Source organism: Pseudochelatococcus contaminans, assembly GCF_014195635.1.
Lineage (GTDB): Bacteria > Pseudomonadota > Alphaproteobacteria > Rhizobiales > Beijerinckiaceae > Pseudochelatococcus > Pseudochelatococcus contaminans.
This window is the reverse complement of sequence record NZ_JACICC010000002.1, coordinates 144,338-170,532: the sequence shown is the minus strand read 5'-3', so window position 1 is coordinate 170,532 and position 26,195 is coordinate 144,338. Positions and strand designations below refer to the sequence as shown.

At 61.8% G+C, this 26,195-nt stretch carries 24 protein-coding genes; 9 read left to right on the top strand and 15 right to left on the bottom strand.

Translation table 11 applies throughout. The features are described 5' to 3' along the window. Window positions 1–19 precede the first annotated feature (19 nt). The 3 genes from proC to FHS81_RS04930 all read right to left on the bottom strand — a co-directional run bounded on the left by proC (window position 20) and on the right by FHS81_RS04930 (window position 2,393). Window positions 20–856, bottom strand: a complete 837-nt coding sequence (proC, locus tag FHS81_RS04940; RefSeq protein ID WP_428982435.1) for a pyrroline-5-carboxylate reductase — start codon at window positions 854–856, stop codon at window positions 20–22. Window positions 857–1,027: 171 nt separating this feature from the next. Beyond that, a complete protein-coding gene (locus tag FHS81_RS04935; RefSeq protein WP_183750949.1) occupies window positions 1,028–1,534 on the bottom strand; it encodes a type III secretion system chaperone family protein in 507 nt (168 codons plus the stop codon). Window positions 1,535–2,066: 532 nt separating this feature from the next. After that, entirely contained in the window at window positions 2,067–2,393 is a 327-nt protein-coding gene (locus FHS81_RS04930; protein ID WP_183750948.1) for an accessory factor UbiK family protein, read from the bottom strand. A 236-nt stretch (window positions 2,394–2,629) separates the two neighbouring features. Here FHS81_RS04930 and trxA point away from each other — a divergent pair, with 236 nt between their 5' ends. The 4 genes from trxA (at window position 2,630) to FHS81_RS04910 (ending at window position 5,578) form a co-directional block, all read left to right on the top strand. Continuing rightward, entirely contained in the window at window positions 2,630–3,523 is an 894-nt protein-coding gene (trxA, locus tag FHS81_RS04925) for a thioredoxin (protein ID WP_183750947.1), read from the top strand. 69 nt (window positions 3,524–3,592) lie between these two features. After that, window positions 3,593–4,261, top strand: coding sequence for an LON peptidase substrate-binding domain-containing protein (locus FHS81_RS04920; RefSeq protein WP_183750946.1), 669 nt, complete (start codon window positions 3,593–3,595; stop codon window positions 4,259–4,261). 169 nt (window positions 4,262–4,430) lie between these two features. After that, a complete protein-coding gene (locus FHS81_RS04915; RefSeq protein ID WP_183750945.1) occupies window positions 4,431–4,661 on the top strand; it encodes a Trm112 family protein in 231 nt (76 codons plus the stop codon). 131 nt (window positions 4,662–4,792) lie between these two features. Further along, window positions 4,793–5,578 carry a transglycosylase SLT domain-containing protein gene (locus FHS81_RS04910; RefSeq protein ID WP_183750944.1) on the top strand — a complete coding sequence of 262 codons (786 nt, stop codon included), beginning with the start codon at window positions 4,793–4,795 and terminating at the stop codon, window positions 5,576–5,578. Window positions 5,579–5,592: 14 nt separating this feature from the next. Here the strand turns inward: FHS81_RS04910 and mutT are convergent, their stop codons facing one another. From mutT to FHS81_RS04895, 3 genes are all read right to left on the bottom strand, one after another. Beyond that, entirely contained in the window at window positions 5,593–6,018 is a 426-nt protein-coding gene (gene mutT / locus FHS81_RS04905) for an 8-oxo-dGTP diphosphatase MutT (RefSeq protein WP_183750943.1), read from the bottom strand. Next, window positions 6,015–7,256 carry a bifunctional glutamate N-acetyltransferase/amino-acid acetyltransferase ArgJ gene (gene argJ / locus FHS81_RS04900; RefSeq protein ID WP_183750942.1) on the bottom strand — a complete coding sequence of 414 codons (1,242 nt, stop codon included), beginning with the start codon at window positions 7,254–7,256 and terminating at the stop codon, window positions 6,015–6,017. Before argJ ends, mutT begins: the two co-directional genes overlap by 4 nt. 241 nt (window positions 7,257–7,497) lie before the next feature. Then, a complete protein-coding gene (locus FHS81_RS04895; protein ID WP_183750941.1) occupies window positions 7,498–8,427 on the bottom strand; it encodes a peptidylprolyl isomerase in 930 nt (309 codons plus the stop codon). A 413-nt stretch (window positions 8,428–8,840) separates the two neighbouring features. Here FHS81_RS04895 and secA point away from each other — a divergent pair, with 413 nt between their 5' ends. Both secA and FHS81_RS04885 read left to right on the top strand, forming a co-directional pair. Continuing rightward, complete coding sequence (gene secA / locus FHS81_RS04890; protein ID WP_183750940.1) at window positions 8,841–11,603, top strand: preprotein translocase subunit SecA; 2,763 nt, start codon at window positions 8,841–8,843, stop codon at window positions 11,601–11,603. 623 nt (window positions 11,604–12,226) lie between these two features. Next, the gene (locus FHS81_RS04885) at window positions 12,227–13,867 is read left to right on the top strand and encodes a putative bifunctional diguanylate cyclase/phosphodiesterase (RefSeq protein WP_183750939.1); all 1,641 of its coding nucleotides are present in this window, start codon (window positions 12,227–12,229) and stop codon (window positions 13,865–13,867) included. 61 nt (window positions 13,868–13,928) lie between these two features. On the opposite strand, the gene FHS81_RS04880 is transcribed toward FHS81_RS04885, so the two are convergent. The 7 genes from FHS81_RS04880 to FHS81_RS04850 all read right to left on the bottom strand — a co-directional run bounded on the left by FHS81_RS04880 (window position 13,929) and on the right by FHS81_RS04850 (window position 21,509). After that, on the bottom strand, window positions 13,929–14,483 hold the full coding sequence (locus FHS81_RS04880) for a hypothetical protein (protein WP_183750938.1): 555 nt from the start codon (window positions 14,481–14,483) through the stop codon (window positions 13,929–13,931). 202 nt (window positions 14,484–14,685) lie between these two features. Beyond that, a complete protein-coding gene (locus FHS81_RS04875; protein WP_183750937.1) occupies window positions 14,686–16,362 on the bottom strand; it encodes an ABC transporter permease in 1,677 nt (558 codons plus the stop codon). 115 nt (window positions 16,363–16,477) lie between these two features. Further along, complete coding sequence (locus tag FHS81_RS04870) at window positions 16,478–17,437, bottom strand: ABC transporter substrate-binding protein (protein WP_183750936.1); 960 nt, start codon at window positions 17,435–17,437, stop codon at window positions 16,478–16,480. A 142-nt stretch (window positions 17,438–17,579) separates the two neighbouring features. Beyond that, a complete protein-coding gene (locus FHS81_RS04865; protein WP_183750935.1) occupies window positions 17,580–18,749 on the bottom strand; it encodes an ABC transporter ATP-binding protein in 1,170 nt (389 codons plus the stop codon). A gap of 270 nt (window positions 18,750–19,019) precedes the next feature. After that, window positions 19,020–19,607 carry a hypothetical protein gene (locus tag FHS81_RS18675; protein ID WP_210281549.1) on the bottom strand — a complete coding sequence of 196 codons (588 nt, stop codon included), beginning with the start codon at window positions 19,605–19,607 and terminating at the stop codon, window positions 19,020–19,022. Between the two features lie 287 nt (window positions 19,608–19,894). Further along, complete coding sequence (locus FHS81_RS04855; protein ID WP_210281548.1) at window positions 19,895–20,287, bottom strand: helix-turn-helix domain-containing protein; 393 nt, start codon at window positions 20,285–20,287, stop codon at window positions 19,895–19,897. A gap of 205 nt (window positions 20,288–20,492) precedes the next feature. Next, entirely contained in the window at window positions 20,493–21,509 is a 1,017-nt protein-coding gene (locus tag FHS81_RS04850; RefSeq protein ID WP_183750934.1) for a zinc-binding alcohol dehydrogenase family protein, read from the bottom strand. Between the two features lie 112 nt (window positions 21,510–21,621). Here FHS81_RS04850 and FHS81_RS04845 point away from each other — a divergent pair, with 112 nt between their 5' ends. Further along, window positions 21,622–21,981: a winged helix-turn-helix transcriptional regulator gene (locus FHS81_RS04845; protein WP_183750933.1), complete on the top strand. Its 360-nt coding sequence runs from the start codon at window positions 21,622–21,624 to the stop codon at window positions 21,979–21,981. Here FHS81_RS04845 and FHS81_RS04840 read toward each other — a convergent pair. Then, a complete protein-coding gene (locus tag FHS81_RS04840) occupies window positions 21,971–22,690 on the bottom strand; it encodes a L,D-transpeptidase (protein WP_246374733.1) in 720 nt (239 codons plus the stop codon). The genes FHS81_RS04845 and FHS81_RS04840 overlap by 11 nt on opposite strands. A 246-nt stretch (window positions 22,691–22,936) precedes the next feature. Between FHS81_RS04840 and FHS81_RS04835 the strand changes: the two genes are divergently transcribed. Continuing rightward, on the top strand, window positions 22,937–23,761 hold the full coding sequence (locus FHS81_RS04835; protein WP_183750932.1) for an alpha/beta hydrolase: 825 nt from the start codon (window positions 22,937–22,939) through the stop codon (window positions 23,759–23,761). A 95-nt stretch (window positions 23,762–23,856) separates the two neighbouring features. On the opposite strand, the gene FHS81_RS04830 is transcribed toward FHS81_RS04835, so the two are convergent. Further along, window positions 23,857–24,840: a LysR family transcriptional regulator gene (locus FHS81_RS04830; protein ID WP_183750931.1), complete on the bottom strand. Its 984-nt coding sequence runs from the start codon at window positions 24,838–24,840 to the stop codon at window positions 23,857–23,859. A gap of 226 nt (window positions 24,841–25,066) precedes the next feature. Here FHS81_RS04830 and FHS81_RS04825 point away from each other — a divergent pair, with 226 nt between their 5' ends. After that, entirely contained in the window at window positions 25,067–26,161 is a 1,095-nt protein-coding gene (locus tag FHS81_RS04825) for a glycerol dehydrogenase (RefSeq protein ID WP_183750930.1), read from the top strand. Window positions 26,162–26,195: the final 34 nt, after the last annotated feature.

Genomic DNA, 26,195 nt, shown 5'->3' with positions numbered 1-26,195 from the left:
GGACGGCAGGTCGCTCGGCTCAGTCCGCCAATTCCTGCGCGCGGCGTTTTGCGGCGGCGACGGCGCGGGTGACGGCCGGGCCGATGCCGTTATCACCGGAAAGTTCATCCAGCGCGGCGGCTGTCGTGCCGCCCTTCGAAGTCACGGCTTCACGCAGGGCGGTGGCGGAGAGGGGAGAGGCCTCAAGCAGCGCGCCGGAGCCGGTGACCGTGCCGCGCGCCAGACGCTCGGCCAGATCGGCCGGAAGACCAGCCGCAACACCGGCGGCGGCCAACGCTTCGACAAGGTGAAACACATAGGCCGGCCCGGAACCTGACACGCCGGTCAGCGCGTCGATGAGGGCTTCGTCATCCAGCCACTCGACCGCGCCGGAGCCTGCGAGCAACGCCGTGGCGGTGCTGCGCTGTGCATCGTCCGTTTTCTGCGAGGCAACGACGCCGGTAATACCGCGGCCAATGGAAGCGGGCAGGTTCGGCATGGCACGCACGATGGCGCCTGCTTCGGGGAAATGCCCGGCGAGGCCGGCAAGGGTCTTGCCCGCGAGAATGGACAGCACGAGCGTATGCGGCGCAACCAGACGAGCCAGCGACGGAGCGGCTTCCGCGAGTGACTGCGGCTTGATGGCCAGCACGAGCACTTCCGGCGGCCTGATTGCTTCGATAGCCGTGTTGAGGGCGATGCCACGCTCTGCGGCCAGCCGCTCGATATGCTCGGACGGATGCGGATCGAGAATCGTGACATTGACCGGATCGAGGCCGGATTTCAGCCATCCGTCGAGCAGGGAGGCGCCCATCTTGCCCGCACCCGCAAGCACGAGGGACGACGGAAGCGCCGGATCGGGAGCAGCGCCGTCGATGACATCAGCAAATCGTTGCACCGTCTGCGCACCCGTGGGCATGATTCCGTCTCCGTAAAAACAGTTTGCGTTCAAGTCGATCTGTCGAATTGAACGCAAGTTGCGGTAAAATATACAATCGAGAGCAGCATATGTTCTGATCAAAGCATAACATATGCTGCTCTGGCTTGTTCAGGCTTCGCCTTCGGTCTCGAACAGCACGCTTTCGAGCGCCTCCTGGGCGGTTTTGCCCGCCCAGAGCACGAACTGGAAGGCCTGATAGTAACGCTCGCAGGTGTCGATGGCGACCTGCAGCATGATCTCGCACTGGTTGCGCGTGGGCTCGATGCCGCCGGAGAGCAGCAGGGAGTGGCGGAACATGACGACATGCTCGCGCGTCCACAGGTCGAAATGGCCGACCCAGAGCTGCTCGTTGATGAGCGCGATCAGCTTCAGCATCTCGGAGCGCTGGCGCTCCTGCACCTTGAGGTCGAAGGCGCAGGCGAGGTGGAGCGTCTCCATGTCCTCGATCCAGGTGAAGGCGATATGATAATCGGCCCACCCGCCGGTGATGGACACCGACATCTCGTTGTCGTCCACGCGGTCGAACGTCCAGTCGTTCATGGACGCATAGCGCTCGACGACATCCAGCGGATGTTCGTCCCGCTCGGGGACGATTTCAAAGTCGAGATGAGTCATATCGATCCCTCTCCGGTTTCTCGGCCCATCCGGGGCCGGAAAAAAGATACGCGCAAGCCGGCATGGCCCGCGCGATCAGTAGGCTTGCCAAAGGGCGTGATTCGCGAAACGATGAAGTTGCGCCTGCTACCCTGTTCTGCCAGGGCGCTTCCCGGTTGTACCCTGATCTGCTCATGTGCATCCGATCCTGTTTGCAGGACGTGCCGCAGTCGTACATCCAAGGTCCGCCGTTTCCGTGGTGGAAACGGCTGCCAGCGAAGTGCATTGCCTGTAATGCGTCTCCATCGTCCGGGATTCGCATGCGTGCGGCAATGGCCCTCGTTCCGGTTTCCACACCAGTCTTTGGCATGACCGATTACAATAAGCTGGCAAAAAGGTACAATCAAGACGCTCAATATGATTCTCTTGTCACGTTGACGATGCGCGGTGGAGCACGCCGCCGCCCCGGCCACGATTTCTGTGGCTTGAGGGCATTTTCTTCGTCGCTACGGGATGTTGCACCCCACAGCGCGTCGCTGTTCGTGGCAGCGTATTATGAAGAAGGGGTGGCAGTTGGGCCTTCTGCGTCAGAATGTCGCACCTCGTCGGAGGCCGAATTGTCTGCCGAGCCGGGTGCGACGATGGCTTCCAAAGCCGTGATTCGCGCCAGCAGGCGCTCGTTTTCGTCGCGCGCGGCAATGGCCATCTCGCGCACTGCCTCGAACTCCTCGCGGGAGACGACATCGAGCGAGCGCAGCACACGTTCGGCCTGCACACGCGCCGCCGTTTCCACCTCGCGCCGTGCGCCTTCGGCGAGGCCGGCTGCATCGGTGATCAGGCGCGCAACGTCGTCGAAAAGCCGACCGCTTGTCTGTGTCATGTCTTGAACTCCCTGCTTGCTTGCGCCCGTCACGAAATCTGAAGTTGCTCTATAACAGAAATCCATCATGCTGCCATATCGGAAGCGCTGGAGCATTTCGCCAGCATTCTCGCTGGAAAAAGGCGCGAAAAGGCCGGTTACGCTTGCGATCCGCGGGTGAAAAGCCCATTTTCCGTCATATTCGCAGTCGCACAGCATTCGTCCGCCGGGCGTCGTCAACTTCACGGGAGTTATATATGGTAGCCGATACGCATGCCGCATCCGATGCGCTTGTCAAGGACACGACGACGCAGGGTTTCCGCCAGGATGTCATCGCCGAATCCGCGCGCCAGCCTGTTCTGGTCGATTTCTGGGCCCCGTGGTGCGGTCCCTGCCGCCAGCTTGCGCCGGCTATCGAAAAGGCGGTAAACGAAGCGGAAGGGCGCGTGAAGCTGGTCAAACTGAACATCGACGAGAACCCCGAGATTCCGGGCCAACTCGGCATTCAGTCGATTCCCGCCGTGATCGCCTTCCAGAACGGTCAGCCCGTCGACGGCTTCATGGGCGCGCTGCCGGAAAGCCAGATTCGCGGCTTCATCGAACGGCTGGTGGGGCCGCTGGGCGGCGGTGTCGATGCTCTGCTTGATGAAGCGGATGCAAAGGCCGAGGCGGGTGACGTCGGCGGCGCGGCGGAGATTTACGCGGCTGTGTTGGCGCAGTCTCCCGACAACACCCGCGCCATCGGCGCGCTGGTGCGGTTGCATGTGAAGCTGAACGATCTCGAAGGCGCGCGGCGCTTCCTTGAATCGGCCCCTGCCGACAAGGCGTCGGACACGCACATCGCAGCGGCGCGCGCGGCGCTGGAGCTGGCCGAGCAAGCACAGACCCTGGGTGATTTCCACGAGCTGGAACAGCGCCTCGCCGCCAACCCGGATGACCATCAGGTGCGTTTTGACCTCGCTTTGGCGCTCAATGCCGCCAATCGTCGCGAGGAAGCGCTGAAGCACCTCATTGATATCGTGCGCCGCGATCGCGCCTGGAACGATGACGGGGCGCGCAAGCAACTGCTTCAGCTTTTCGAGGCATGGGGGCCGACGGACCCGGCTTCTATTCTGGGTCGCAAGCGGCTTTCATCGATTCTGTTTGCGTAAGCTGGCCGGCCTGCCGGCGCGGAGTCTCATCTTGCGCGACCGTTTGCCGGATGATGCGAGGAGGACGCCATGATTGCTATTCACCGCTCGGTCGCCGATTGCCCCGGCGTAGTGCCGCTGTTCCCCTTGGCGGAAACACTGCTGCTGCCACGCGGGCAATTGCCGCTCAACGTGTTCGAGCCTCGCTACCTCGCGCTGGTCGATGATGTGCTCGGGGCGCACCGGGTGATCGGCATCGTCCAGCCGGATGCGGAGATCGACGAGGCGTCGGATGCCGTGGTCCCGCTCTACAAGGTTGGCTGTGCCGGGCGCATCACGCAGTTCGTGGAGATGGAGGACGGGCGCTACCTGGTGTCGCTCACCGGGCTTTCCCGCTTTCGGATCGCCGAGGAATTGCAGGTGCTGACGCCCTATCGGCAGGCCCGGGTGGATTACGAGGAGTTCCGCGCCGACTTCACCGCGCGGGCGGGCGAGGACAAGGTCGATCGCCAGTCCGTGCTGGATGTGCTGCGTCGTTTCGCCGATGCACGCGACTTGCGGGTGGACTGGAAGGCCATCGAGCAGGCGTCGAACGAGGCGCTCGTGAATGCGCTGTCCATGATGTCGCCCTTCGGCTCGCGCGAAAAGCAGGCCCTGCTGGAAGCGCCGGACCTTGGAACGCGCGCTGAGACGCTGATCGCGATCACCGAGATCGACCTGGCCCGTTCCGGCGATGAGCCTGATTCGACGCTGCAATGATGAGGCGCTGGCGCAATGGCGTGCGTGACCACGGCGTGATAACGCGCACGGCGCCGACCATTTCATCTGCCTGTTGACGCGGGCGGAGGATGCTGCTTTGTCATCGTCACCCGATTGTCCCGCCGGTTTCTGGCTTCCTGCGGGTGACGGTTTTTCAGGAGACGACAGGATGAGTGACCACAACGCAGCCAACCCCGGTGCATCCCCTGCGGGAGCAGGCGCCAGCCATATCGGCATCGACCCCAAGCTGCTGGAATTGCTCGTGTGCCCACTGACCAAAGCCCCGCTCGAATACGATGCGGACCGTCAGGAACTGATCAGCCGGCAGGCCCGCCTTGCCTATCCCATCCGCGACGGTATCCCGATCATGCTGCCGGAAGAAGCCCGCACCCTCGCATGAAATCAATGGCGCACTGACGAACTCTTGAAGCCGTGCGCCGTTTTTGAAAGAGAATTATAATTCTCTCGCAGGTATTGTTTCCGGAAGGCTGATTGCTGCCCGGCAATTGGTGTCTATAACCTGGACAAACCATGCGATTTCTTCTCGCCGTGATTGGATCATTGCTGTTGTCGCCGGCTGCCGCGCAAAATGCGCCCGCAACCGGCGAAGCTGATCCGGTTGTGTCCGCGCCTGAAGCGAAAGCACCCGAAACGCCTCAGGCTGCCGTTGCGGACATAAGCGCGCAAAACCCCGCGCCTGATGTCCCACAACCCGCCGAGGCGAGTTCATCCGCAGGGGAGGCGGCGCCGTCGTCTCGTGCGCAGGGGCGGGATACGTATCGCAAGATATTGCGCGAGAAAGCTGCCGCTCTGGGCGTGCCTTTCGAACTGGCCGACGCCGTTACCGAGGTGGAAAGCAGCTATAATCGCGGCGCGGTGGGCGGCGTGGGTGAGGTCGGGCTGATGCAGGTGTTGCCCTCGACTGCGCGCATGCTGGGCTTTTCCGGCACGCTGGCCGAACTTGCCGTGCCGGAAACCAACATTCACTACGGCGTGACCTATCTGGCTCAAGCATGGCGGCTCGGGGGTCAGGACATCTGCACGGCGGTGATGAAGTATCGTGCCGGGCATGGCGAAACCCGATTTTCTCACCTCTCCGTCGATTATTGCATCAAGGTCCGCCGCGGCCTTACCGTACGTGGCTACACCGTGACGGGAGAGGTACCCAAGGCAACCTTCGGTGCACCCGTGGGCGGAGGTGTCAGGGTTGCGGGGAGAACAGGCAAGAAAAGCCGCCTCAACTGGAAAGCCGCCGACGCGCGCTGGCGCGAGGTCACCGGCAAGGTCAACTCCGCCAACCTCATGATTATGCAGTAACGCTGTTCGCTGGTTTAACCGGCCGGACTCTGCAAACTGGTCAGAAACGGAATCAACGGCTCATCGGCAGGCGGCATCGGGTAATCACGCAGATTCGACGGCGCGACCCATTGCAACTCCTGCCCCTCGCGCGGTGCGAGCGTTCCCTGCCAATGCCGGCAGACATAGAGCGGCATCAACAGGTGAAACGTTTCATAAGGATGGCTCGCGAAGGTCAGCGGCACCAGATCTTCCGCTTTTACGGCAATGCCGAGTTCTTCCTCAAGCTCGCGGACAAGCGATTCCTCAGGGCGCTCACCAGGCTCCAGCTTGCCGCCGGGAAACTCCCATAGTCCGGCAAGCGTCTTGCCGGCAGGGCGCTGGGCGAGCAGGATGTGCCCATCGGCATTCACCAGCGCGCAGGCCACCACCAGCACCAGCTTGCATCCGGCGTCGGTCATGAACGGTAGTCGCCGTTGATCGCCACGTATTCCTTGGTCAGGTCGCAGGTCCATACGGTCGCTGCCCCGCGTCCGAGACCCAGATCGGCCGTGATGGTGACCTCGTCGCCGCGCATGTAGGCGGAAACAGCTTCCTCATCATAAGAGGCAGCCCGTTCGCCCTCATGGGCTACGCGGATGTCGCCAAAGGAAATGGAAAGCCGGTCCCGGTCGGCAGGCTCACCTGCCTTGCCCACGGCCATCACGACGCGGCCCCAGTTGGCGTCCTCACCGGCGACGGCTGTCTTGACCAGCGGCGAGTTGGCGATAGACAGCGCCACGCGCTTGGCCGAAGCGGCACTGACCGCGCCCTCAACCTTGACGGTGATAAACTTGCGCGCACCCTCACCGTCACGCGCCACCTGCTGCGCCAGATCCACCAATAGGCTGTTAAGGGCATTGCGGAAGCCGGACAGCCGACGGTCACCAGCAGCTTCGATGACCGGAGCCCCGCGCTGTGCTGCTGCGCCGGTCGCGAAAGCCAGCAGGGTGTCGGAGGTGGACGTGTCGCTGTCCACGGTGACGGCGTTGAAAGATCCCTGAACGCCCCGCGACAGCAGGCCCTGAAGCGCTGCTGCCGACAGCGGCGCATCCGTAAAGACGAAGGACAACATGGTCGCCATATCGGGCGCGATCATGCCCGCCCCCTTGGCAAAACCGTTGATCGTCACCTGCACGCCACCGATCGTGGCGGTACGCGTTGCCAGCTTGGGGAAGGTGTCCGTGGTCATGATGGCGCGCGCGGCCTCAAGCCATGCGCTGTCCGTCGCCTTGTCCGCGCAATCCGCCAGGACATTCCCGAATTTGCTTGCGTCCAGCGGTTCGCCAATAACGCCGGTGGATGCCAGAAACACTTCCGTCTCGCTGATTCCGGCAACTTCCGCCGCCAGCTTCGCCGCCAACGCGGTCGACTCGCGGCCCTTCTTGCCCGTGAAGGCGTTGGCATTGCCGGAGTTGACGAGAAGGGCCCGCGCTGTGCCGTGCGCGAGATTGGCCCGGCACCAGTCCACCGGCGCCGAAGGGCAGCGCGAGCGCGTGAACACGCCCGCGACTGTCGTGCCCGGATCGAGCAAAGCCAGCAGAACGTCCGTGCGGCCCTTGTAACGGATACCAGCCTCCGCAGTGGCGAAGCGAACGCCAGGCACGGGCGGCAGATCTGGGACGACAGAGGGTGCGAGAGGGGAGATCTTCGTGGACATGCTGAACTTCACATCAGGGGCAGGGGACAGGCAACTGCCGGGCGAACATCGAAACCAAGTCACGCCGCATCAAGCCGCGCTGCATACTGGCATCGCGAAATAATAACCGCCACCACATGGCCAGTTGCTGGAACGCCATCTGGTATCGCGGGGCGGTGGAAACCGCCCGTCACTTTCTCACCGGGCCACCCCGGCATGCTGATGCAGCGAGCCGGGGGTGCCCCTCAGCCGTGGCAGGGGCTTACTTCGGTGCAGCGCCGTTGGCTGCGGGAGCAGTGCCGTTCTGGCCCTGTGCTGCGGGTTCGCCGGCAGGCTTGTCGAGGCGTTCGATCTTGGCCTGATCGCGCAGCTTGAGTACTGCATCCTGCTGCGCCCGCTGGACGATGAAGGTGCGGATCTGATCCTTGATCTCGTCGAACGTGGGCACGGGCTTCTGGCGCTTGTCCTCAAGCTTGATGACGTGCCAGCCGAACTGCGACTTGACCGGAGCGGAAACCTTGCCTGGCTCCAGTTTGAACGCGGCTTCGGCGAATTCCGGCACCATGCGGTCACGCGCGAAATAGCCAAGGTCGCCGCCTTCCTTCGCGGAGCCGGGATCCTTCGACAACTCGGCGGCGATGACGGCAAAATCCTCGCCCTTGTTCAGACGCTCGACCACCTTCTTGGCAGTGTCTTCGTCCGCGACGAGGATGTGGCGGGCGCGTGCCTCTTCCTCGGGCTGCAGGCTCTTGATGGTTTCATCATAGAGCTTGCGCATTTCTGTTTCGGTCGCGGCTTCGGTCGCGGCGGTGGCGAGGAACTGGTCCACCAGCACCTTGTCGCGCGCATAGGCGAGGCGGCGGGCGAATTCAGGCGTATCGGCCAGCTTGGCAGCTTCCGCGGCATCGGCGCCGAGGCGGATGTCGATGAGGTAGCCGACGACATAATCGCGCTTCTGGGATTCCGGCAGCGCGGGCAGGCGGTCGTTGAGTTCCTCAAGCGCGAGTTCGAGATCACGTTCCGTTATCGGCTTGCCGTTGACACGAGCGAGCACCTTCTCGCCTTCCGCGCTTTCCTGCGCGGCGGGGGCAGCGGCCGGCGCCTGCTGGGCCTGCGCGCCATGAGCGAGCGCAACCAGCGGCAGAGCCGAAATGGCAATGAGGGCAGAAAGACGGAAACGGCGCGCGGTCATTCTATAATCCAGACGTGATGACGAAATCGGATCTCGACGTGAAGCTCGCTGCCGCAGCCGCCGGGGCCACCGCAGCAATGAATGAGTGGCGTAACCCGCCGCCGATGGCAAGGAGATTCGTATATTCGCACACAGTCCTGAACGGTTTTACCGGGATTGTCCCCCGGCTGTGGTTGACAGCGGCGTGCGATACGCCCATCTGGCTCCTGTGCATTCGCTTGCGCACAAGCTTCCGCGGGCTTGAGCGCAGGCATCGAATGTTGCTTTATATATGTGTCGTTTCAGATGGTTTCGATGCGGCGCGGCTCTGGACCGCGGGCGCGGCAACAGTTAAACCGTTTGGCGCGTCGGGTGCGCTGTACACGGCGCGGAATGCGTTGCGCATATCATACTCTGGTTCTGGAAGGCTTTCGATGTTAGGCGGCATAGCGAAAAAAATCTTCGGTTCGGCCAACGAGCGCCGCCTGAAGACCTACCGGGCGCGCGTGGCAGCTATCAACGCGCTGGAGGAGGAAGTCGCAGCCCTTTCCGACGACGAATTGCGTGCACGCACGGATACTTTCCGCCGCGAGGTTGCCGAGGGCAAGTCGCTCGACGATCTGCTCGTTCCCGCGTTCGCGACCGTCCGCGAGGCGGGCAAGCGTGTGCTCGGCCAGCGCCATTTCGATGTGCAGCTCGTCGGCGGCATGGTGCTGCACGAAGGCTCCATCGCCGAAATGCGCACGGGTGAGGGCAAGACGCTGGTCGGCACTTTGCCGGTCTATCTCAACGCATTGGCGGGCAAGGGCGTGCATGTCGTCACCGTCAACGACTATCTTGCCAGCCGCGATGCCGGCATCATGGGGCGCGTCTATCGCTTCCTCGGCCTCTCAGTGGGCATCATCGGTCACGGTCTGGACGATGACCAGCGCCGGGAAGCCTATGCGGCGGATATCACTTACGGCACCAATAACGAATACGGCTTCGATTATCTGCGCGATAACATGAAGTACGACCTCGGGCAGATGGTGCAGCGCGGGCATAACTTCGCCATCGTCGACGAGGTCGACTCCATCCTGGTCGACGAGGCGCGTACGCCGTTGATCATTTCCGGTCCGCTGGACGATCGCTCCGAGCTTTACAACACCATCGACGCGCTGATCCCGCAGCTGACCCGCGAGGATTACGACCTCGACGAGAAGCAGCGCGCCGTCTCGCTGACCGAGCAGGGTAACGAGCACATCGAGGAAATTCTCGCCGAAGCCGGTCTGCTCAAGGACGGAGCCGGGCTCTACGACGCCGTCAATGCCTCGCTCGTGCACCATGTCAATCAGGCGCTGCGGGCGCACACGCTGTTCCAGCGCGACAAGGATTATATCGTGCGCAACGGCGAAGTCGTCATCATCGACGAGTTCACCGGCCGCATGATGCAGGGCAGGCGCTACTCCGAGGGCCTGCATCAGGCGCTGGAGGCCAAGGAACACGTGCAGGTGCAGCCTGAAAACCAGACGCTGGCCTCCATCACGTTTCAGAACTACTTCCGCCTTTACGACAAGCTCGCAGGCATGACGGGCACCGCGGCCACCGAGGCGGACGAATTCGCCGATATCTATCAGCTCGATGTGGTGGAGGTTCCCACCAATCTGCCGGTTCGTCGTGTTGACGAGGATGATGAGGTTTATCGGACGGAGAAGGAAAAGCTCAAGGCAATTGCCCGTGAGATCGAGGCGGCATCGGCCAACGGCCAGCCAATTCTCGTCGGCACCACCTCCATCGAGAAGTCGGAAGAGCTGGGCGCTTATCTGTCACAGAACGGTTTCCGGCATATCGACTTCAGCGCGCCCAATGCGCTTGCGCCTGTGTTCGAAGCTGCACGCGCCGGCAAGGCGAGCAAGCACTTCGCCGTGCTGAACGCGCGGTTCCACGAGCAGGAAGCCTTCATCGTGGCGCAGGCCGGTGTGCCGGGGGCGATTACCATTGCCACCAACATGGCGGGTCGTGGTACGGACATCCAGCTTGGCGGCAACGCCGACATGCGCATCCTGCACGAACTTGGCCCGGAGCCGGAAGGCGATGTCGTGGATCCCGCGCGTGCGGCGGCCGAACAGGCCATTCGGGATGAGATCGCTGCTTTCAAGGAGCGCGCGAAGGGGGCTGGCGGCCTTTATGTCGTCGGCACGGAGCGTCATGAGAGCCGGCGTATCGACAACCAGCTTCGCGGTCGATCCGGCCGTCAGGGTGATCCCGGTCGATCCAAATTCTATCTGTCGCTGCAAGATGACCTGATGCGCATCTTCGGCTCCGAGCGCATGGACAGCATGCTGGTCCGGCTTGGGCTGAAGGAAGATGAGGCCATCGTCCATTCTTGGATCAACAAGGCTATCGAGAAGGCGCAGGGCAAGGTCGAAGCGCGCAACTTCGATATCCGCAAGAATATCCTCAAGTACGATAACGTCATGAACGACCAGCGCAAGGTCGTCTTCGAGCAGCGCCGCGACTTCATGTCCCGCGAGTCGGTGCGCGAGGAAGTCGACGAGATGCGCCACGGTGTCGTCGACGATATCGTCCACCGCCACATTCCGCCGGATGCATATCCTGAGCAGTGGGACGGCGAAGCGCTGGCCGCTGACGTGCGCGAATTGCTCAATCTCGATCTGCCAATTGTCGATTGGCTCAAGGAAGATGGCATTGCTGACGAGGAAGTGCGTGAGCGTATCCGCACAGCCGCCGACGAAGCCTATGCCCAGCGTGTCGAGCGTAATACGCCGGAACTGTCCACCTATGTCGAGAAGCAGATTTTGCTGCAATCGCTCGACCATCTGTGGCGCGAGCATCTGGTCACTCTGGACCATCTGCGTCAGGTCATCGGGTGGCGCGGCCTTGCACAGCGCGATCCGCTGAACGAATACAAGGCCGAGGCATTTCAGCTGTTCAATGGTCTGATCAATGAGCTGCGCAGCCAGGTCACGCGGCAGGTATCTCGTGTCGAGATCATGCTGCGTCCGCCGACGGATGAAGAGGCACAGCAGCCAGACGCAGTGACAGCGCAGCCGCAGCAGGCCCAGGAAAACACCGCGCCGCTGCCGCCCGCCCAGTTCGCAGCTGACCCGCAGCAATGGGACAAGGTGGGTCGCAACGATCTGTGCCCGTGTGGCTCTGGCCGCAAATACAAGCATTGCCACGGCAGATTTACCTGACGGGCAGGAGGCTCAGCCGGCGGCTTTCTTCGGATTTTGGCGTCAACCCAACATCATTCGGAATCGTAATTTTACAGGGCCGGCTTTCAGTGAAGCCGGCCCGTGTTGTTTTTGGACAAAGTTCGTCGAATGTCTGGAATGGAAGTCTCCCCGCGTGTCTCTGGCGATCACGAGCGGCGGTGAAGACCGGCGTCATTGATCCCCTCTTATAGATATTAACGGGCGACATTAAACGGGAACAAGAATATAGCTATGAAAGTTTATATTTAGCGTTGCTATGCAGATAAAATTACAATCATGAAATAAAATTCAATATTAATTAGTGTTTATGTAAATATTTATATTTATATAATAATGTAAATACAATTATTAAGTCGGATATATTGCTTTAAGCATATATGAATTAATCATTTTTTAATTTGTTTTATGTGTGATATTTTTGCGTTATTATCAGCCTGTGTGTGGAGAGCTTGTCTCATCCTGTCGGGCGGTATTTCATGACAACCATAGCCGTTGTACAACCGGGGAGTGTTGATTCCGCGTCATCCTTGATCCCGAACGGGATTTTGGACGGCAGGGCGGTCGTTGAAAGATTCGCCTCCCGCGACAGCTTGATGGATTGGATGCGCAAGGCATTCGATATCAAGGTGCCGGAACCGCGTGCCCCGGCCTCGTCAGCTCTGCGGCAAAAACCATCTATTATCGTCATCAGCAGCGATGTCGTCGATAGTTCCACTATCGAACTGCTGCACGATCTCGGACGTTCGGCGCCGGGTGCGAAGCTGGTGGTGCTCACCCGCAAGTGCGACGCCGCTGCCCTGGCGCGGGCCCTGGAAGCCGGCGCGGCCGATGTGCTGACGCCCGATATGGGAGAAACCGCCCGAACCTTGCGCATGCGATGGGTGCTTGCGCTGGCACGGTGGAGGCCGGAAGCGGCGCAAGCGCTTGAGAGCCTTTATAACAGGATTGACCGTGCGTGGAGCTTGCCGGGGCAGATCCTCGTTCAGCAGGATATGAAGCGCCGTGTCGCCCGGGAGAGCACCGTGGCGCTGCATATGGTCAATATCGACAGTTTCGATGCCGTGTGCTCGGCGTTCTCTCCCTCGGCCGGGCGGAAGCTGATGGCGGTTTGCGCCAACAGGCTGCGGAGCATTCTGGGGCACGATCATATCGTGCGGCGTTTCGGCGCGAGCGGATTTGCCATCCTGCAATGCAATGTTGGCGCTCCGCATGAAATCGAGGCGCTGGCGCGGCAGGTTCTGGCCCAACTCGGTGCGCCGCTTCTGGTCGAGGGGCAGAATATCAATCTCACGGTCAATGTCGGCGTGGCGCGGTTTCCGTTCGATGGGCGAGAGTATCACGATCTGCTTCACCGGGCTGGTATTGCGGCGCAATACGGCAACCGCACCGGGCGGCGCGGCGTGGCTTTTTTTCGTGAGGACATGCTGACTGTTGCCCGCAAGAACGCGCTGCTGGCCATAGAACTGCGGAACGCATTGGCGGCGCAGCAATTTTTTTTGGAGTTCCAGCCGCAGATCGACATATCTAGTGGCCGGATGGTGGGGGGAGAGGCCCTCATCCGATGGCGGCGGCCCGATGGCACGGTGGTTCCGCCCGGCGCCTTTCTTCCATATGCGGAGGAAAGCGGACTCATCACCGCAATCGATGAATGGGTCCTGTTTCAGGCTTGCCGCACCGCACGGCATTGGCATGATCAGGGCCTCGACCTGCGTGTCAGTATCAATCTCTCGGCACGGCAGTTTGCTCGCCGTGGTATACCGAACCTTATCGCGCATACCTTGCAGGAAACTGGTGTCGACCCCACTCGCCTCGATATCGAGTTGACCGAGAGCGCTGTCATGCATGACTTCGATCTGGTTCGCGGTGATATCATGAGAATCCGGGCTCTCGGTCCGTCGATCTCCATCGATGATTTCGGTGTTGGCCAGTCATCCTTGCATGTGCTGCGTCAGCTCAAGGTTGATCGGTTGAAGGTGGACAAGGGCTTCGTCCGTGATGTGCCTAACAGCCAGAGTGACCGCATTATCCTGCGCACCATCATCTCGCTGGGGCATGAACTGGGCTTTCGCGTTATCGCCGAAGGGGTCGAGAGCGTCGACCAGCTTGCGGTCTTGCAAGATGAGGGTTGCAACGAGGTACAGGGCTTTTACTTTGCCCGCCCGCTGCCGACATGCGGTTTCATGGCCTTTGCCCGCCGCTTTATCGGCATGCCTGCCGAAGACAGCATAATCGCCGGCCCTTGACTGTCATAAAGCCAACGCTTGTACCTTTATTTGCTGTTTGCGACCGCGCCTTTGCTTCGCATCACTCTTGCTGCATGGCGAAAGGCTTGGGAATACCCGTCGCGGGGGTGATTCTGATCACGGTCGCTGTCATCCCATGCGTGCGGCTTCTTCGGGCCTCACCGGGGGGGATGTTTCTCGCGGTTTCCTGGTGGGCCGCAGCGACCGGGGAGGTGCCGGCTGCTTGCTGCGGGGCAGCCGAGACGACGTTCGCCTGCTTGAATGTGATCGTTATGATGTTGCCGAACGCACCGCCGGCTGACGAGTCCGCCGGCACGCTCGACGCCAAAATGCCATTGGACGTGCCGGCGGCGTGATTCGACACTTTCAGTTGTACGTTTCCGGCATCATCTGTGGTTGCATGGACCGCAAACCGGACGCTGATTTCCTCGACAGCAAGGTTGCCCCGATCCGAAGATGGATATTCTTTTTCAATATTATGGATTGTGGCTGCAACATTCTTGATGGCATCATCAAGCGAAATCAGCGTTTGTGGCGCGGGTTGTCTTCCGAAGACAAGATATAGCCCCGCGATGATGATCAGTGCAAAAACCACTGTTCTGAAAAGCGACATCATAGCGAGATCCTCCGCACGCCGAGGCTGTACCTTCTCACGATAAAACCATGATGTCAGCAGGACACGTTTGCGATGACGTGCGTTATACGACAGCTTGGGCGGAGTTGAGCAGTTGATGATGCATAATTGCCTCAGACCACGGGCGTTATCTATCCATATTTCCACGCGCTGTCATCGTTTACGGCTTTCCGGTCGATTCCTGCTACATCGGCCCCCTGCGGCCGGACGCCAGCGTGACCAGCAGCGGAATTGTCGTGGTGATCAGGATGGTGACGGCGCTCATCGCCATGCCGAGTCCGACCGATCCCTGATCGAACTGCCGCCAGATGAAGGTCGAGATCGTGGACATGCCCACTGGCGCGAGCAGCAGCGAGGCAACCAGTTCGCGCGTGGCGACGGCGAACACCAGCAGCATCGACGCCAACAGGCTTGGCAGCACGAGCGGGAACAGAATACGGCGGAACGCGACCAGCGGCGATGCGCCGAACACGCGCGCGGCGGCTTCCAGATTATCGCCCACCTGCCGGAACGCCGCATTGGCGTAACGAACCGGATAGGGCAGCAGGATACAACAATAAGCCATCAGCAGGATCAACGGCGTGTTGTAGGGCGTGACGGGCAGCCACGGCTGGTTCCACGCCAGAATGATGCCGACAGCCACCACGACGCCGGGGATGGCATTCGGCATCACTGTCAACGCATCGAGAAAACCCTTGCCGCGAAAGCGCGTGCGCACCACCATGTAGGACGTGGCCGCGCCGATGACCCCCGTGATGACCGCCGTGGCGATGCCGAGGCTGAGGCTGTTGACCAGCGCACGGAACGCGCCGTTCTCGTCGGCTACGATGGCCCGGAAATGGTCGAAGCCGAGATTGTCCGGCGACAGGCCGCCCGAAAGCGTTTTCGACAGGGCGGTGGCGAAGATGGCGAACAGCGGCACGCCGACCGCCAGCAATGTGACGATGGCAAAAGCCGCCACGACCGGAATGGCGAAGATTCCGAGCGGCCGTTTGCGCACGGCCTGCGGCTTGCCGCCGACCGTCTCGAAAGAGCGGTTGGCCAGAATGCGCAACTGGATCATAAACGCGCCAAGTGACATCATGACCAGCACGAGGGACAGCACCGCCGCGCCGCGCAGGTCGATGGGCCAGTCGGATACGCGGGTGTCGATGCCGGTCACCAGCACCTCGAAGCCTGCCTGCCGTCCAAGGGCCGCCGGTGTGCCGTATTCCTCGATGGCCATGGCGAACACCAGCAGCAGGCTGGCGGCAAGGCCGGGGAGGGAGAGGGGCAGCGTGACGCGCCGCAGGGCGGTGAAGGGCGATGCGCCGAACACGCGGCCCACGTCCGCATAGCGCCCGCCGATGGCCTCGACCGTGCGGGACACAGCGAAATAAACCACCGGAAACACGCCAAGCGTCATCACGAAGATCACACCGCCTATCGAGAACAGATAAGAGCCTGCATCGAGGCCAGTGACCTGCTTCAGGTAACCGTTGGGCTGAACGGTCATGATCCAGCCGAGGGTGGCGATATAGGGCGGAATCATGAAGGGGATGAGCAGCAGAACATCCCATAGCCGCGCAAGAGGCACCTGAAACAGTGCGCGCAGGAACGCCAGCGGCACGGCGATGACAGCGGAACAGACGACAACGCCCAGCCCCAGCACAAGCGTGTTTCCGGCCATGCCGACAAGCTTGGGATCTGTCAGGACATCGAGAACGCCGTCGAAGGGGGAGGCGAGGGAGCCCTGCCCGATGGCGGGGAAAATGGCCTGCAACACGATGAACAGCAGCGGGATCGCCACGAGGACGATCAGCGCGGCGGCTGCGCCCCATACCACAGGGCCGGGGTTGCGCGTGGTGCCGGGGGTGCTCATGCCTGTCCTCGCCGCATTGGCTGCGTGTTGAATCGATGTTTGATGGTGATCGGAAAAACTAATGGAAGAAACAATAACGGCGCGCCGTAATCAGCGCGCCGTTATCTGGATGCGCTTACTTCTTGCTGAAGATCTTGCTGAACTCTTCCAGCATCTGGGCGCGATTTGCGTAGACCTGCGTGGAGTCGATTTCAAGCAGCTTGAGATCCTTGATAACCGGACGGTCAGCCGGGATATCGGTGCGGGCCGGGATGAGGAATGCCTTGGCAACCAGCGCCTGCCCCTCGTCAGAAAGAATGTAGTCGACGAACTGCTTGGCCTCGTCCTGGTTCTTGGACCAGTTGAGGATCATGACCGGGCGCGGCGCAACCACGGTGCCGGAAGCCGGGAAGATCACCTCGACTGATTCACCCTTCTTCTTGCCGGCGAACGAGATGTAGTCCACGGCGCCGAAAACGGCTGCCTTGGCGCCCTGCAACACCGGGTTGAGCGCTGCTGCATTGGCGCCGGCGACAATCGCGCCGTTGGCGGCCAGATCCTCGAACAGCTTCCAGTTACCCGCGGTGCCCGAAAGCGCCGCGACCAGCTCGAACGCGGCGCCGGACTGGGCCGGGTCGGGCAGGGTCACCAGATCCTTGAACTCGGGCTTCGTCAGGTCGGCCCATTCTTCCGGCTTCGGCGTGCCGCTCTTGGGGTTCCAGACGATGCCGAGCGCCGAGACGCCCTGCGCAACGGCGGTTTCGGACTTGAGGAAGTCCGGCACGGTCGCGGCGTTGGGGCTGGTGTAGGGCAGCAGCCAGCCGCGCTGGGTGAAGTCGTTGGCCGTATCCCACGACGCGGAAACAAGCACGTCGACCTGCGGATTGGCGGCCTCGGCCTCGATGCGGGCCAGAACCTTGCCGGTGGTGCCCTGGAACACGTTCACCTGCACGCCGGTCTTCGCCTTGAAGCCTTCGGCAAGACCATTGATGAGGCCAGCAGGGCCGGCGGAATAGACGGTAACGTCCGCATGCGCGGCAGAGGTGGCGGCAACGCCAGCGATGACGAAAGCGGCAAGGCGCAAATGTTTGATCATGATAGTGTCCCGTTGATGTCTGAAAGACTGTCGATAGAGCGGTGGCATGTCATGGTGCGGGGTGGCTGGCCGGGCGGGCGCCATCCCGTTCCGTCATTGTTGGCGATGCGACGTTCCCGTCAGCGCTTGACGCTGTCCGGGATCATGCATCCGCGAACCAGCGCAGGCGATCCGGCAAGACGCGCACGCCCACGCGTTCTCCGGTTCGGATGCGCCTTTCACTGACGACCAGAACATCCACCGGGTGTGTTGCCACCGGCTGTGCCGCCGCCGCCTGTGCGGGGCGGTCGAGCGCAACGGTGACAAGGTGGTGGTCGCCACGAAACAGGCTGTGGTTCACCGTGCCGTCGCAGTCCCCGGTTCCGGGGGCGGTCAGCGACAATGCCCGGCGGGCAAGCAGCACGCGGGCCTTTCGGCTGTTTGCGCCGCTTTGGCCAGCGAATGCCGACGGCGGCTCCAGCGCGAGATCCGCATCGGTGAGCCGCCATGCGCCATCGCGCTCGACGGCTGTGAAAACAGGGCCGAGGTTGAGAAATTCTGCCGTTTCCGGGTCGGCGGGTGCATCGACGAGTTCTTCGGGCGGGGCATTCTGAACGATCTGCCCGCCACGCATGATGGCGACGGAATCCGCCATGGCGAACGCTTCACCCTGATCGTGGGTGACGTAAAGGGCGGTGAGGCCGAGATCGCGCACCAGCGCCGCCAGCTCCGTCGACAACTGGTCGCGCAGTTCCTTGTCCAGATTGGACAACGGCTCGTCGAACAGCACGATGCGCGGCTCGGCGACGATGGCCCGCGCGATGGCGACACGCTGCTGCTGGCCGCCGGAGAGCGATGCCGGGCTGCGCGCCTCGAAGCCGGAAAGACCCACGAGCGCCAGCGCCTTTGCCACGCGTGTCTTGCGTTCCGCCCCGCCGACCCCGCGCATTTCGAGGGGGAAAGCAACATTGCCGCCGATCGACAGGTGCGGCCACAGGGCGTAATCCTGAAAGACCATGCCGAGGCCGCGCCGTTCGGGCGGCACGAAAGCGCCGGAGGAGGCGTCGGCAACCGTCGCGCCGCCGATGCGGACCTTGCCCTCGCTCGGCGTCAGAAGGCCAGCAACAATGCGCAGCAGCGTGGTCTTGCCGCAGCCCGAGGGGCCGAGCAGCGCCTGAATGTGGCCGGGCGGAAGCGCGAGATCGATCCGGCGCAGAATTGTGTTCTGCCCGATGGTCAGGGCAACACCGTCCACGCTAACCTCCGGCTGCGCCGTCGAGGCGGAGCCGGATGCAGGGTCATTGTCGCGGGCATGTGCAGCCGTGGGCGTCATCAGTCACAATCCGGTTAAACCTGAAGGCCGACGGTCGGAAAACCGTCGGCCTTCGGAAGTGAAGGTCATCGAGCGCGCCGTACACCGATGGGCACTCGATTCGATGTTACTGCAACTTGCATTCGATATACGGGGTCATATTGAACGCAAATTGCTCTGGTAAGCAATGATCGAATATAGACAAGTGGTCGCTAAACCGCGACATAAGCGCAAATTATTACAGTCTTGCGAAACCCGCGTGTTTTAAACGCTGTTATTCAGCGCGTTCGATCAGCTCCCGCGCGGTGCATGTCCTTTCTCGACCAGCCATGCGTCGTGTAGCCACTTCTCGGTGCCGCGATGGCCGGGGAAGGTGATCCAGTGAATGTCGCGCTCGAACACCATCACCTTGCGGTCCGCGCCGACGATAACCCAGAACCAGCGGCCATCCACCGTGTTGCGTATTTTCACCTTCATACCGGTGAGCGTGAGGTTTTCGGTTTTGCCGTTGCGCACGACGCGCAGAGGTTCTTTATGCGGGTCTATCCAGCTCAGTTCCATGCCGGGCAACAGGTCCGGAGCCTGCTTTTGCAGGAAGGCGAGGGCGATGGCCTGCGCCTCGTCCCGCGAAGGCAGATCCGCGCCGACAAGGTCGAGGTCGATCCGCGCGAATCCCTTGAGGCGGCCATTGGCGGCGATCACGGTGCTGAAATGCTCGCCGCCAATGCCGGCGTTGCGGCCGTCCATTCGCTCATAGCGCACCAGTTCCGCCGCCTCGCCATCGACAACGACGGGACGGCGCGCGGTTTCGCCATAACCGGCCGGCAGATGGTCATGAACGGAGAAAGCAGTTTCGTGCGCGATGGAAGCAAGTGACATGGTGTGTTCCTTCGTTGACTGAGCCAGAGCGGCAGTCGCTGACGCCGCAATGAGAACAAGGGCTGCGATCCCGACAATGGGTCGGCGACGGGGCAAGGGATGCGGTTTGAGCACGTGAAGCTTTGTGAGCACGGGAGGCTTCTCCTGTTGCTGCCGACACTTGTCGGCGGTGGGGAAGAGGCTGGCGGCGGTCAACATGGGCACTGCAACCGCACAAAATTCGATCTGACGTTGAGTGTAGATTGCGCCCGGATTTGTAACCCAGGCACAGGCGGCCGCCCGGCGGATCACCGGGTTTCGCGCGCTCCGTCGATCAACGATTTCATCCGCTCGATATTGCTGATGAGGTCGCGCCGGAATGTCGAGAGTTCAGCAAGTTGGGCGTCCGCTTTGGCGAGTTGCGCTTCAAGGATTGCGAGCACCTTTTCCTTGCCCTTGATGCCGCTGGCGTCCTCGAAATAGAGGTCGATCACCGCAGCGATTTCGTCCAGGCTCAGCCCGAGTTTCTTCAGGGCGGCTATTTTCTCCAGCCGCTGAAAGGCGTTGTCATCGTAATAACGGTAGCCTGCCCCCTCGCGCTCGGCGGGTTTCAGAAGCCCGATACGTTCGTAATAATGAATCGTCCGGTGGCTGACGCCGGCGCGGCTCGATAATTCACCGATTTGCATGAGCGAGGACAAAACCACCACCTATCTAAACCTGACGTGTAGTGTAGATTTGGAGCTTTATTCCTCGAAGTCAAGCCCATGTAGAAGTCAAGCCCATGTACAAGCCCGTGTCCCAACTCATGTCTTCACCACCGCCGGTGCATGCGGCTGGCGCGGCGCGCCACACTGTTCATGATGTGGGTTCGCCGCGCCGGTTGTGTATTGAAGGCCGCTGTCGTCAGAAGGATTCGAGCACGATTTTCCCGCGGGCTTGTCCGCTCTCAAGCAGCTTGTGGGCGCGTTTCAGATTGGCCGCATCGATCCGGCCGAAATTCTCCGCCAATGTCGTGCGGATCACGCCTTCGTCGACGAGGCGGGATACATCGTTGAGTAACGCGCCTTGCCGCGCAATATCGGCGGTGTCGAACATCGAACGGGTGAACATAAACTCCCAATGCACCGAGATGCTTTTGCGCTTGAAGGGGTTGATATTGAGCGAGGCCGGGTCGTCGATCAGCGCAAAGCGGCCCTGAGGCGCGATCAGCTCCGCAATGTCCGCAAGGTGCTGTTCGGTCTGCGTGGTGGAGAACACGAACGCTGGTGCTCCAATGCCCAGAGCAGCAATCTGCGCCGCCAGCGGCTTTGAGTGATCCACAACGTGATGGGCACCCAGAGTGATGGCCCAATCTCTTGTTTCCGGTCTGGATGCTGTCGCGATCACGGTGAGGTCGGTCAACTGGCGGGCAAGCTGCACAGCGATGGAGCCGACCCCGCCAGCCCCGCCGATGATGAGGATGGCGGGCGCTGCGCCGGGAACAGGGTGGTTCTTGACATCCAGCCGGTCGAAAAGCGCTTCCCATGCGGTGATCGCTGTCAAAGGCAACGCCGCCGCTTCAGCCCAGCCAAGCGTCTCGGGTTTGTGGCCGACGATGCGCTCGTCCACAAGATGAAATTCGGCATTGGTGCCGTTGCGCGTCAATGCGCCTGCGAGGAATACGGCGTCCCCAACCTTGAACAGCTTTGCATCCGGCCCGGTTTCCACAACCGCGCCGGCGGCATCCCAGCCCAGCACTTTCCAGTCGCCATTTTCGGGCTTCACGCCGGCGCGGACTTTCGTATCGACCGGGTTGACGGAAATGGCTTTGACCGCCACCAGCAGGTCGCGGCCGGATGGCACGGGACGGGGAAGGTCGATGTCAACCAACGCATCGTCATTGTCGATGGGAAGGGGCGTTTTGTAGCCAATAGCGCGCATCGATATCTCCTGTTCTGCGCTGCAAATCGTGTCTGGCTACAGGTGACGTGTTGGCGTACTTTCCGCAAGAATGCACATAAATCGCACATAGTATCAAAAAGGATACCGTCTGATGCCCCGGCCCCGTCATGAGCGTTTCGATTGCAGCCCCGGCTGCCCGGTGGAGGCGACGCTCGCGCTGATCGGCGGCAAATGGAAGGGCGTGGTGCTGTGGCATTTGTTGCAGGGCACGCTGCGTTTCAACGAAATACGCCGCCGGGTGTCGGGGGTGACGCAGCGGATGCTCACCAATCAGCTACGCGAACTGGAGAGCGACGGCTTCGTCATTCGCACTGTTTACCCGGAAGTGCCGCCCAAGGTGGAATATAGCCTGTCGGAACGCGGGCGCAGTCTGGCGCCCGTCATCCTCGCCCTCCAGGCGTGGGGCGAGGCGAACGTCAATGTGGCGGGGCAGCGCGACGTCAGCGGATGACGATCTTCGCGCCCGGTTCCACGCGGTCATACAGATCGATGACATCCTGATTCAGCATCCGGATGCATCCTGCGGAAACGGCTTTGCCGATGGATGACGGGTCGTTCGTTCCGTGCACGCGATAGTAGGTGTCGATGCCGTCCTTGTGCATGTAGAGAGCCCGCGCGCCCATGGGGTTTCCGGGGCCGCCGTCGACGCCGTCGCGATAGCGCTCATATTGTTTCGGGTTGCGGGCGATCATGTCCTGCGTGGGAATCCAGCGCGGCCACGCGGCCTTGCGGGCAATTTCGGCCTCGCCGCCATTGAAGGCGCGCGCTACCGGCCCGACGCCGACCGCGTAACGCACGGCCTTGCCTTCCGGCATGATGAAATAGAGGTGGCGTGCGTTCTGGTCGACAACCACGGTGCCGGGGACTTCCTTCGTCCGATAGTCCACCACCTGCCGGATATGCGCGGGCTTCATATGCACCGGGTCCACGGGCGGAATGGCAAATTCGCCATCCTGCCTGGCGGCATACATGTCAGCAGGCGATTGATTGACCGGCCGGAATGGATCGGGGAGCGGCGCCGGCGGCAGCGCTGCCACGTTCGTCGGCGGCGGGGAGGGCAACTCCGTACCCTGCTGGCCCTGCGTGGTTGTGCAGGAGGCCAAGGCGAGGGCGACGATGGCCGCTAATGACGCGGCGCGAAAAGAATCAAGAGCCGACAAGGACTTTACCCCGGATCGATAGTCGATATCCTATGTCTTTCTACCCGAATGGTTAACGTTACCTTAAATATCCTTCGGCGAAGCTTCGCCAGGCTGATTGAATTGTGTATTGCCAGCCGGTGTGCCCCGGTTGTCCCGTAACCGCGCGCTGGCGCACGCTGTGCGGGCCATGGCAATGTTGCGGTCATAAACCGGGAATACGTTTGCCCGCTGTGAGGGGTTCTAAAACGTGGGAGCAGTCTGACGATGACAACGAATCATCAAACGCCGCACGACGCCGGGGGCGACCCGTCACGGCCAGCGGTGGTGTTCATTCACGGTGCATGGGCGACACCGGCCGGCTGGGACGAATTCCGCAAGCCGTTTGAGGCTGCCGGCTTTCACACCGTTGCCCCTGCATGGCCGTGGCTCGACAGGCCTGTCGAGGAGCTGCGCGCCGGGCTGGACCCGCGCTTCGGAGCGCTGTCGGTGACGGAAATCGTCGACCATTATGCCCGTATCATCTCTGCATTCGACAAGCCGCCGTTGCTGGTCGGTCATTCTTTCGGCGGGCTGGTCGTTCAACTGCTGCTCGCGCGAGGGTTGGGCGCTGGAGGCATCGTGCTGTCGCCTGCGCCGTTTGCAGGGCTTTTGCCCGATCCCGTGTCCTTCGAGTCGGCGTTGCTCGTGAGTAAGGGCTGGCGAGGCTGGAACCAGACTTACGACATCGCTCGCAACGTTTTCGATACGCGCGCCGCCAACACGCTCCCGCTTGGTCGCCGCAATGAGATTTACGAATCCCTGGTGCCAAGCCCCGGCCGGATTTACGGTGAAGCGGCAACAGGCTTCGGCACAGTCCTTTGGCCGCCGGCCAGACGCGCGCCGCTGCTGCTCATCGCCGCAAGCGAGGATCGGCTGGTTGCGCCCCCGCTGGTGAAAGCCGCGTGGCAATGGCAACGGCTCGCTCCCGCGAAGACGGATTACGACGTGATCGAAGGCGCTTGCCACTTGTTGATCATGGGCCAAAAGGCGGAAGAGGTTGCGTCGCGCACCGTTGCATGGTCATCCGATAACGGGTTTGCCGCGCGGTAATCTTTCCGGTCGCCTGCCGAAACCTCCGGCCTGTGGAGGTTTCGGTGATGCTGCTACGGGAGATGCTTGCCGTTTCAGGAAGCATCCAGGAAGCATCAAGGCGGGGCAGGCGGGATTTCGAGGTCGGTTTTCGATTCCCGGATCAACGCGGTCACGAATTCCGCCACGACCCTGATCCTGCGTGAATGTCCCAGATCGGCATGGATCGCCAGCCAGATCTCCCTGTCGATGCCGAGGTCAGCCTGCACGCAGGCCAGATCGTGCCGCCGCGCGATGAAATGCGGCAACACACCAAGCCCGACGCCGGCAACGGTGGCGGATAGCTGGGCGGAGAGCGTTGTCGTTGCCAATGCCGGCGGGCGCCCGCGCAGCACACGCTCCACCCATTGCGCCGCAGGTAGGTGCCCGTAGGTGTCGCACCATGTAATGAAACGATCGGCCTCGAAACGGGTATCGCCGGCAGCCTGCGGCCGGCTTTCCATATAAGTCCTTGCACCGTAGAGGCCGAAGCCGATGGTGCCCAACCGGCGGATGGTGACATTGCCTCGTGTCGGCTTCACCAATCTTACAGCCAGATCCGCGTCACGCCGATGCAGGTTGACCGTCTGAACGTCGGTAACCACCTCAAGCGTCAGGTCAGGGTAGCTGGCGGCGAGTCGCGGCAGTGCCGGGATGATGACATAATTAGCCAGTGTTTCGGCGGTGGCCAGCCGCACGCGCCCGGCGACGCCCGCCTGCGCGGCCGACCCTTCCGAGAGAACCTCAGCCGCATGTTCCAGTGCCTGCGCCCGCTCCAGCAGCGCGGCCCCGTCATCGGTGAGGCGATAACCATTCTGATGGCGGCTGAACAGCGTCAAACCGAGCGCGGATTCCAGCCGCTCGATCTGGCGCGATACCGTGGCAAGGCCCGCCCCGAGGCGAACCGCCGCGCCGCTCAGCGTGCCCGTATGCGCGATGGCGAGAAACACCCGCACATCGTCCCACCGCAATCGGGACGGATCGGTCTTTCCGTTTTCGGAAATTGGCGTCTCTCCTGATGCGTTGTTATCCGGAAAAAGGACAGCATCTTTGCCGCCCATGTGCAAGCTGTGTCGATCCGCCGCACCTGCGATCATGGTGGGGTAGAGGCATGCGGCTTTCCTTGCCGTGGCAGGTCCGCGACCGTGCCGGCATCCTCATCGACGGCATCTGGGGCGGTCGTCTTCGCCTTGATAGCGCCCCGCCGGAGCGGTTAGGATGCGCCACGCCCGCTCCGTGGTTGCGGGCGGGCCGGCTTTCAGACCGGCATTCAGGGAGGTCAACACCATGAGCACACGCATTTTCGCATCGCCGTCCCGCTATGTTCAGGGAAGCGGTGTCATCCGCGAGCTGGGAGATTACCTGAGCCAACTGGGCGACCACGCGTTTCTGGTTGCCGACGATACTGTCTGGGGTCTGATCGGAAGTCAGGTTGAGGCGTCATTGGACGGCAAGGCGCGTTTCCATCGCGAGCGCTTTCAGGGCGAGTCGTCGGAAACCGAAATCAAGCGCATCGCCAAGGCTGCACGGGATATCGGCACCACGGTTGTCGTGGGGCTGGGCGGCGGCAAGACGCTCGACACCGTGAAAGCCGTTGCCGATGATCTCAAACAGCCGGTCGTCATCGTTCCGACCATCGCGTCGACCGATGCGCCATGTAGCGCGCTGTCGGTGATCTATTCGGAGGACGGCGTTTTCGAACGCTACAGGTTCTACAGCAAGAACCCCGATCTGGTGCTCGTCGATACCTGGGTCTGTGCGCAGGCGCCCGTGCGTCTTTTTGCATCCGGCATTGCCGATGGTCTCGCCACCAATGTCGAGGCGCAGGCGGTGAAGCGCTCCAATAGCAAAACCATGGTCGGCGGGTCTGTGTCCATCGCGGGTATCGCGGTTGCCGAAGCCTGCGAAAAGACGCTTCTGGATTACGGCTACAGCGCCTATCTGGCGGTTGCGGAAGGGCTCGTCACACCCGCTGTGGAAGCCGTGGTCGAGGCCGCGACGCTGCTGTCCGGCCTTGGGTTCGAGAACGGTGGCCTTGCCGGCGCGCACGCCATTCATAATGGCTTCACCGCGCTGCACGGCGACATTCATCACCTGACCCACGGCGAGAAGGTTGCTTACGGCATCCTGACACACATGGTGCTCGATCAGCGTCCGGAGGAAGATCTGGAGCAATACATCCGTTTCTTCCGCTCCATCGCCATGCCGACCACGCTCAAGGAACTGCACCTGGCCGATGTCAGCCGCGAGGATTTGCTGAAGGTCGGTGAACTGGCCAACAGCGACGGCGACACGCTGAAGAACCTGCGCGCCGACCTGACAGCCGCCGACGTGGCGGACGCAATCCTTGCCGTGGACGCATTCAGCAAGGCGCTGCCCTGATCCACCAACGCCAAAGCCCGTTGCATCCGTCGGA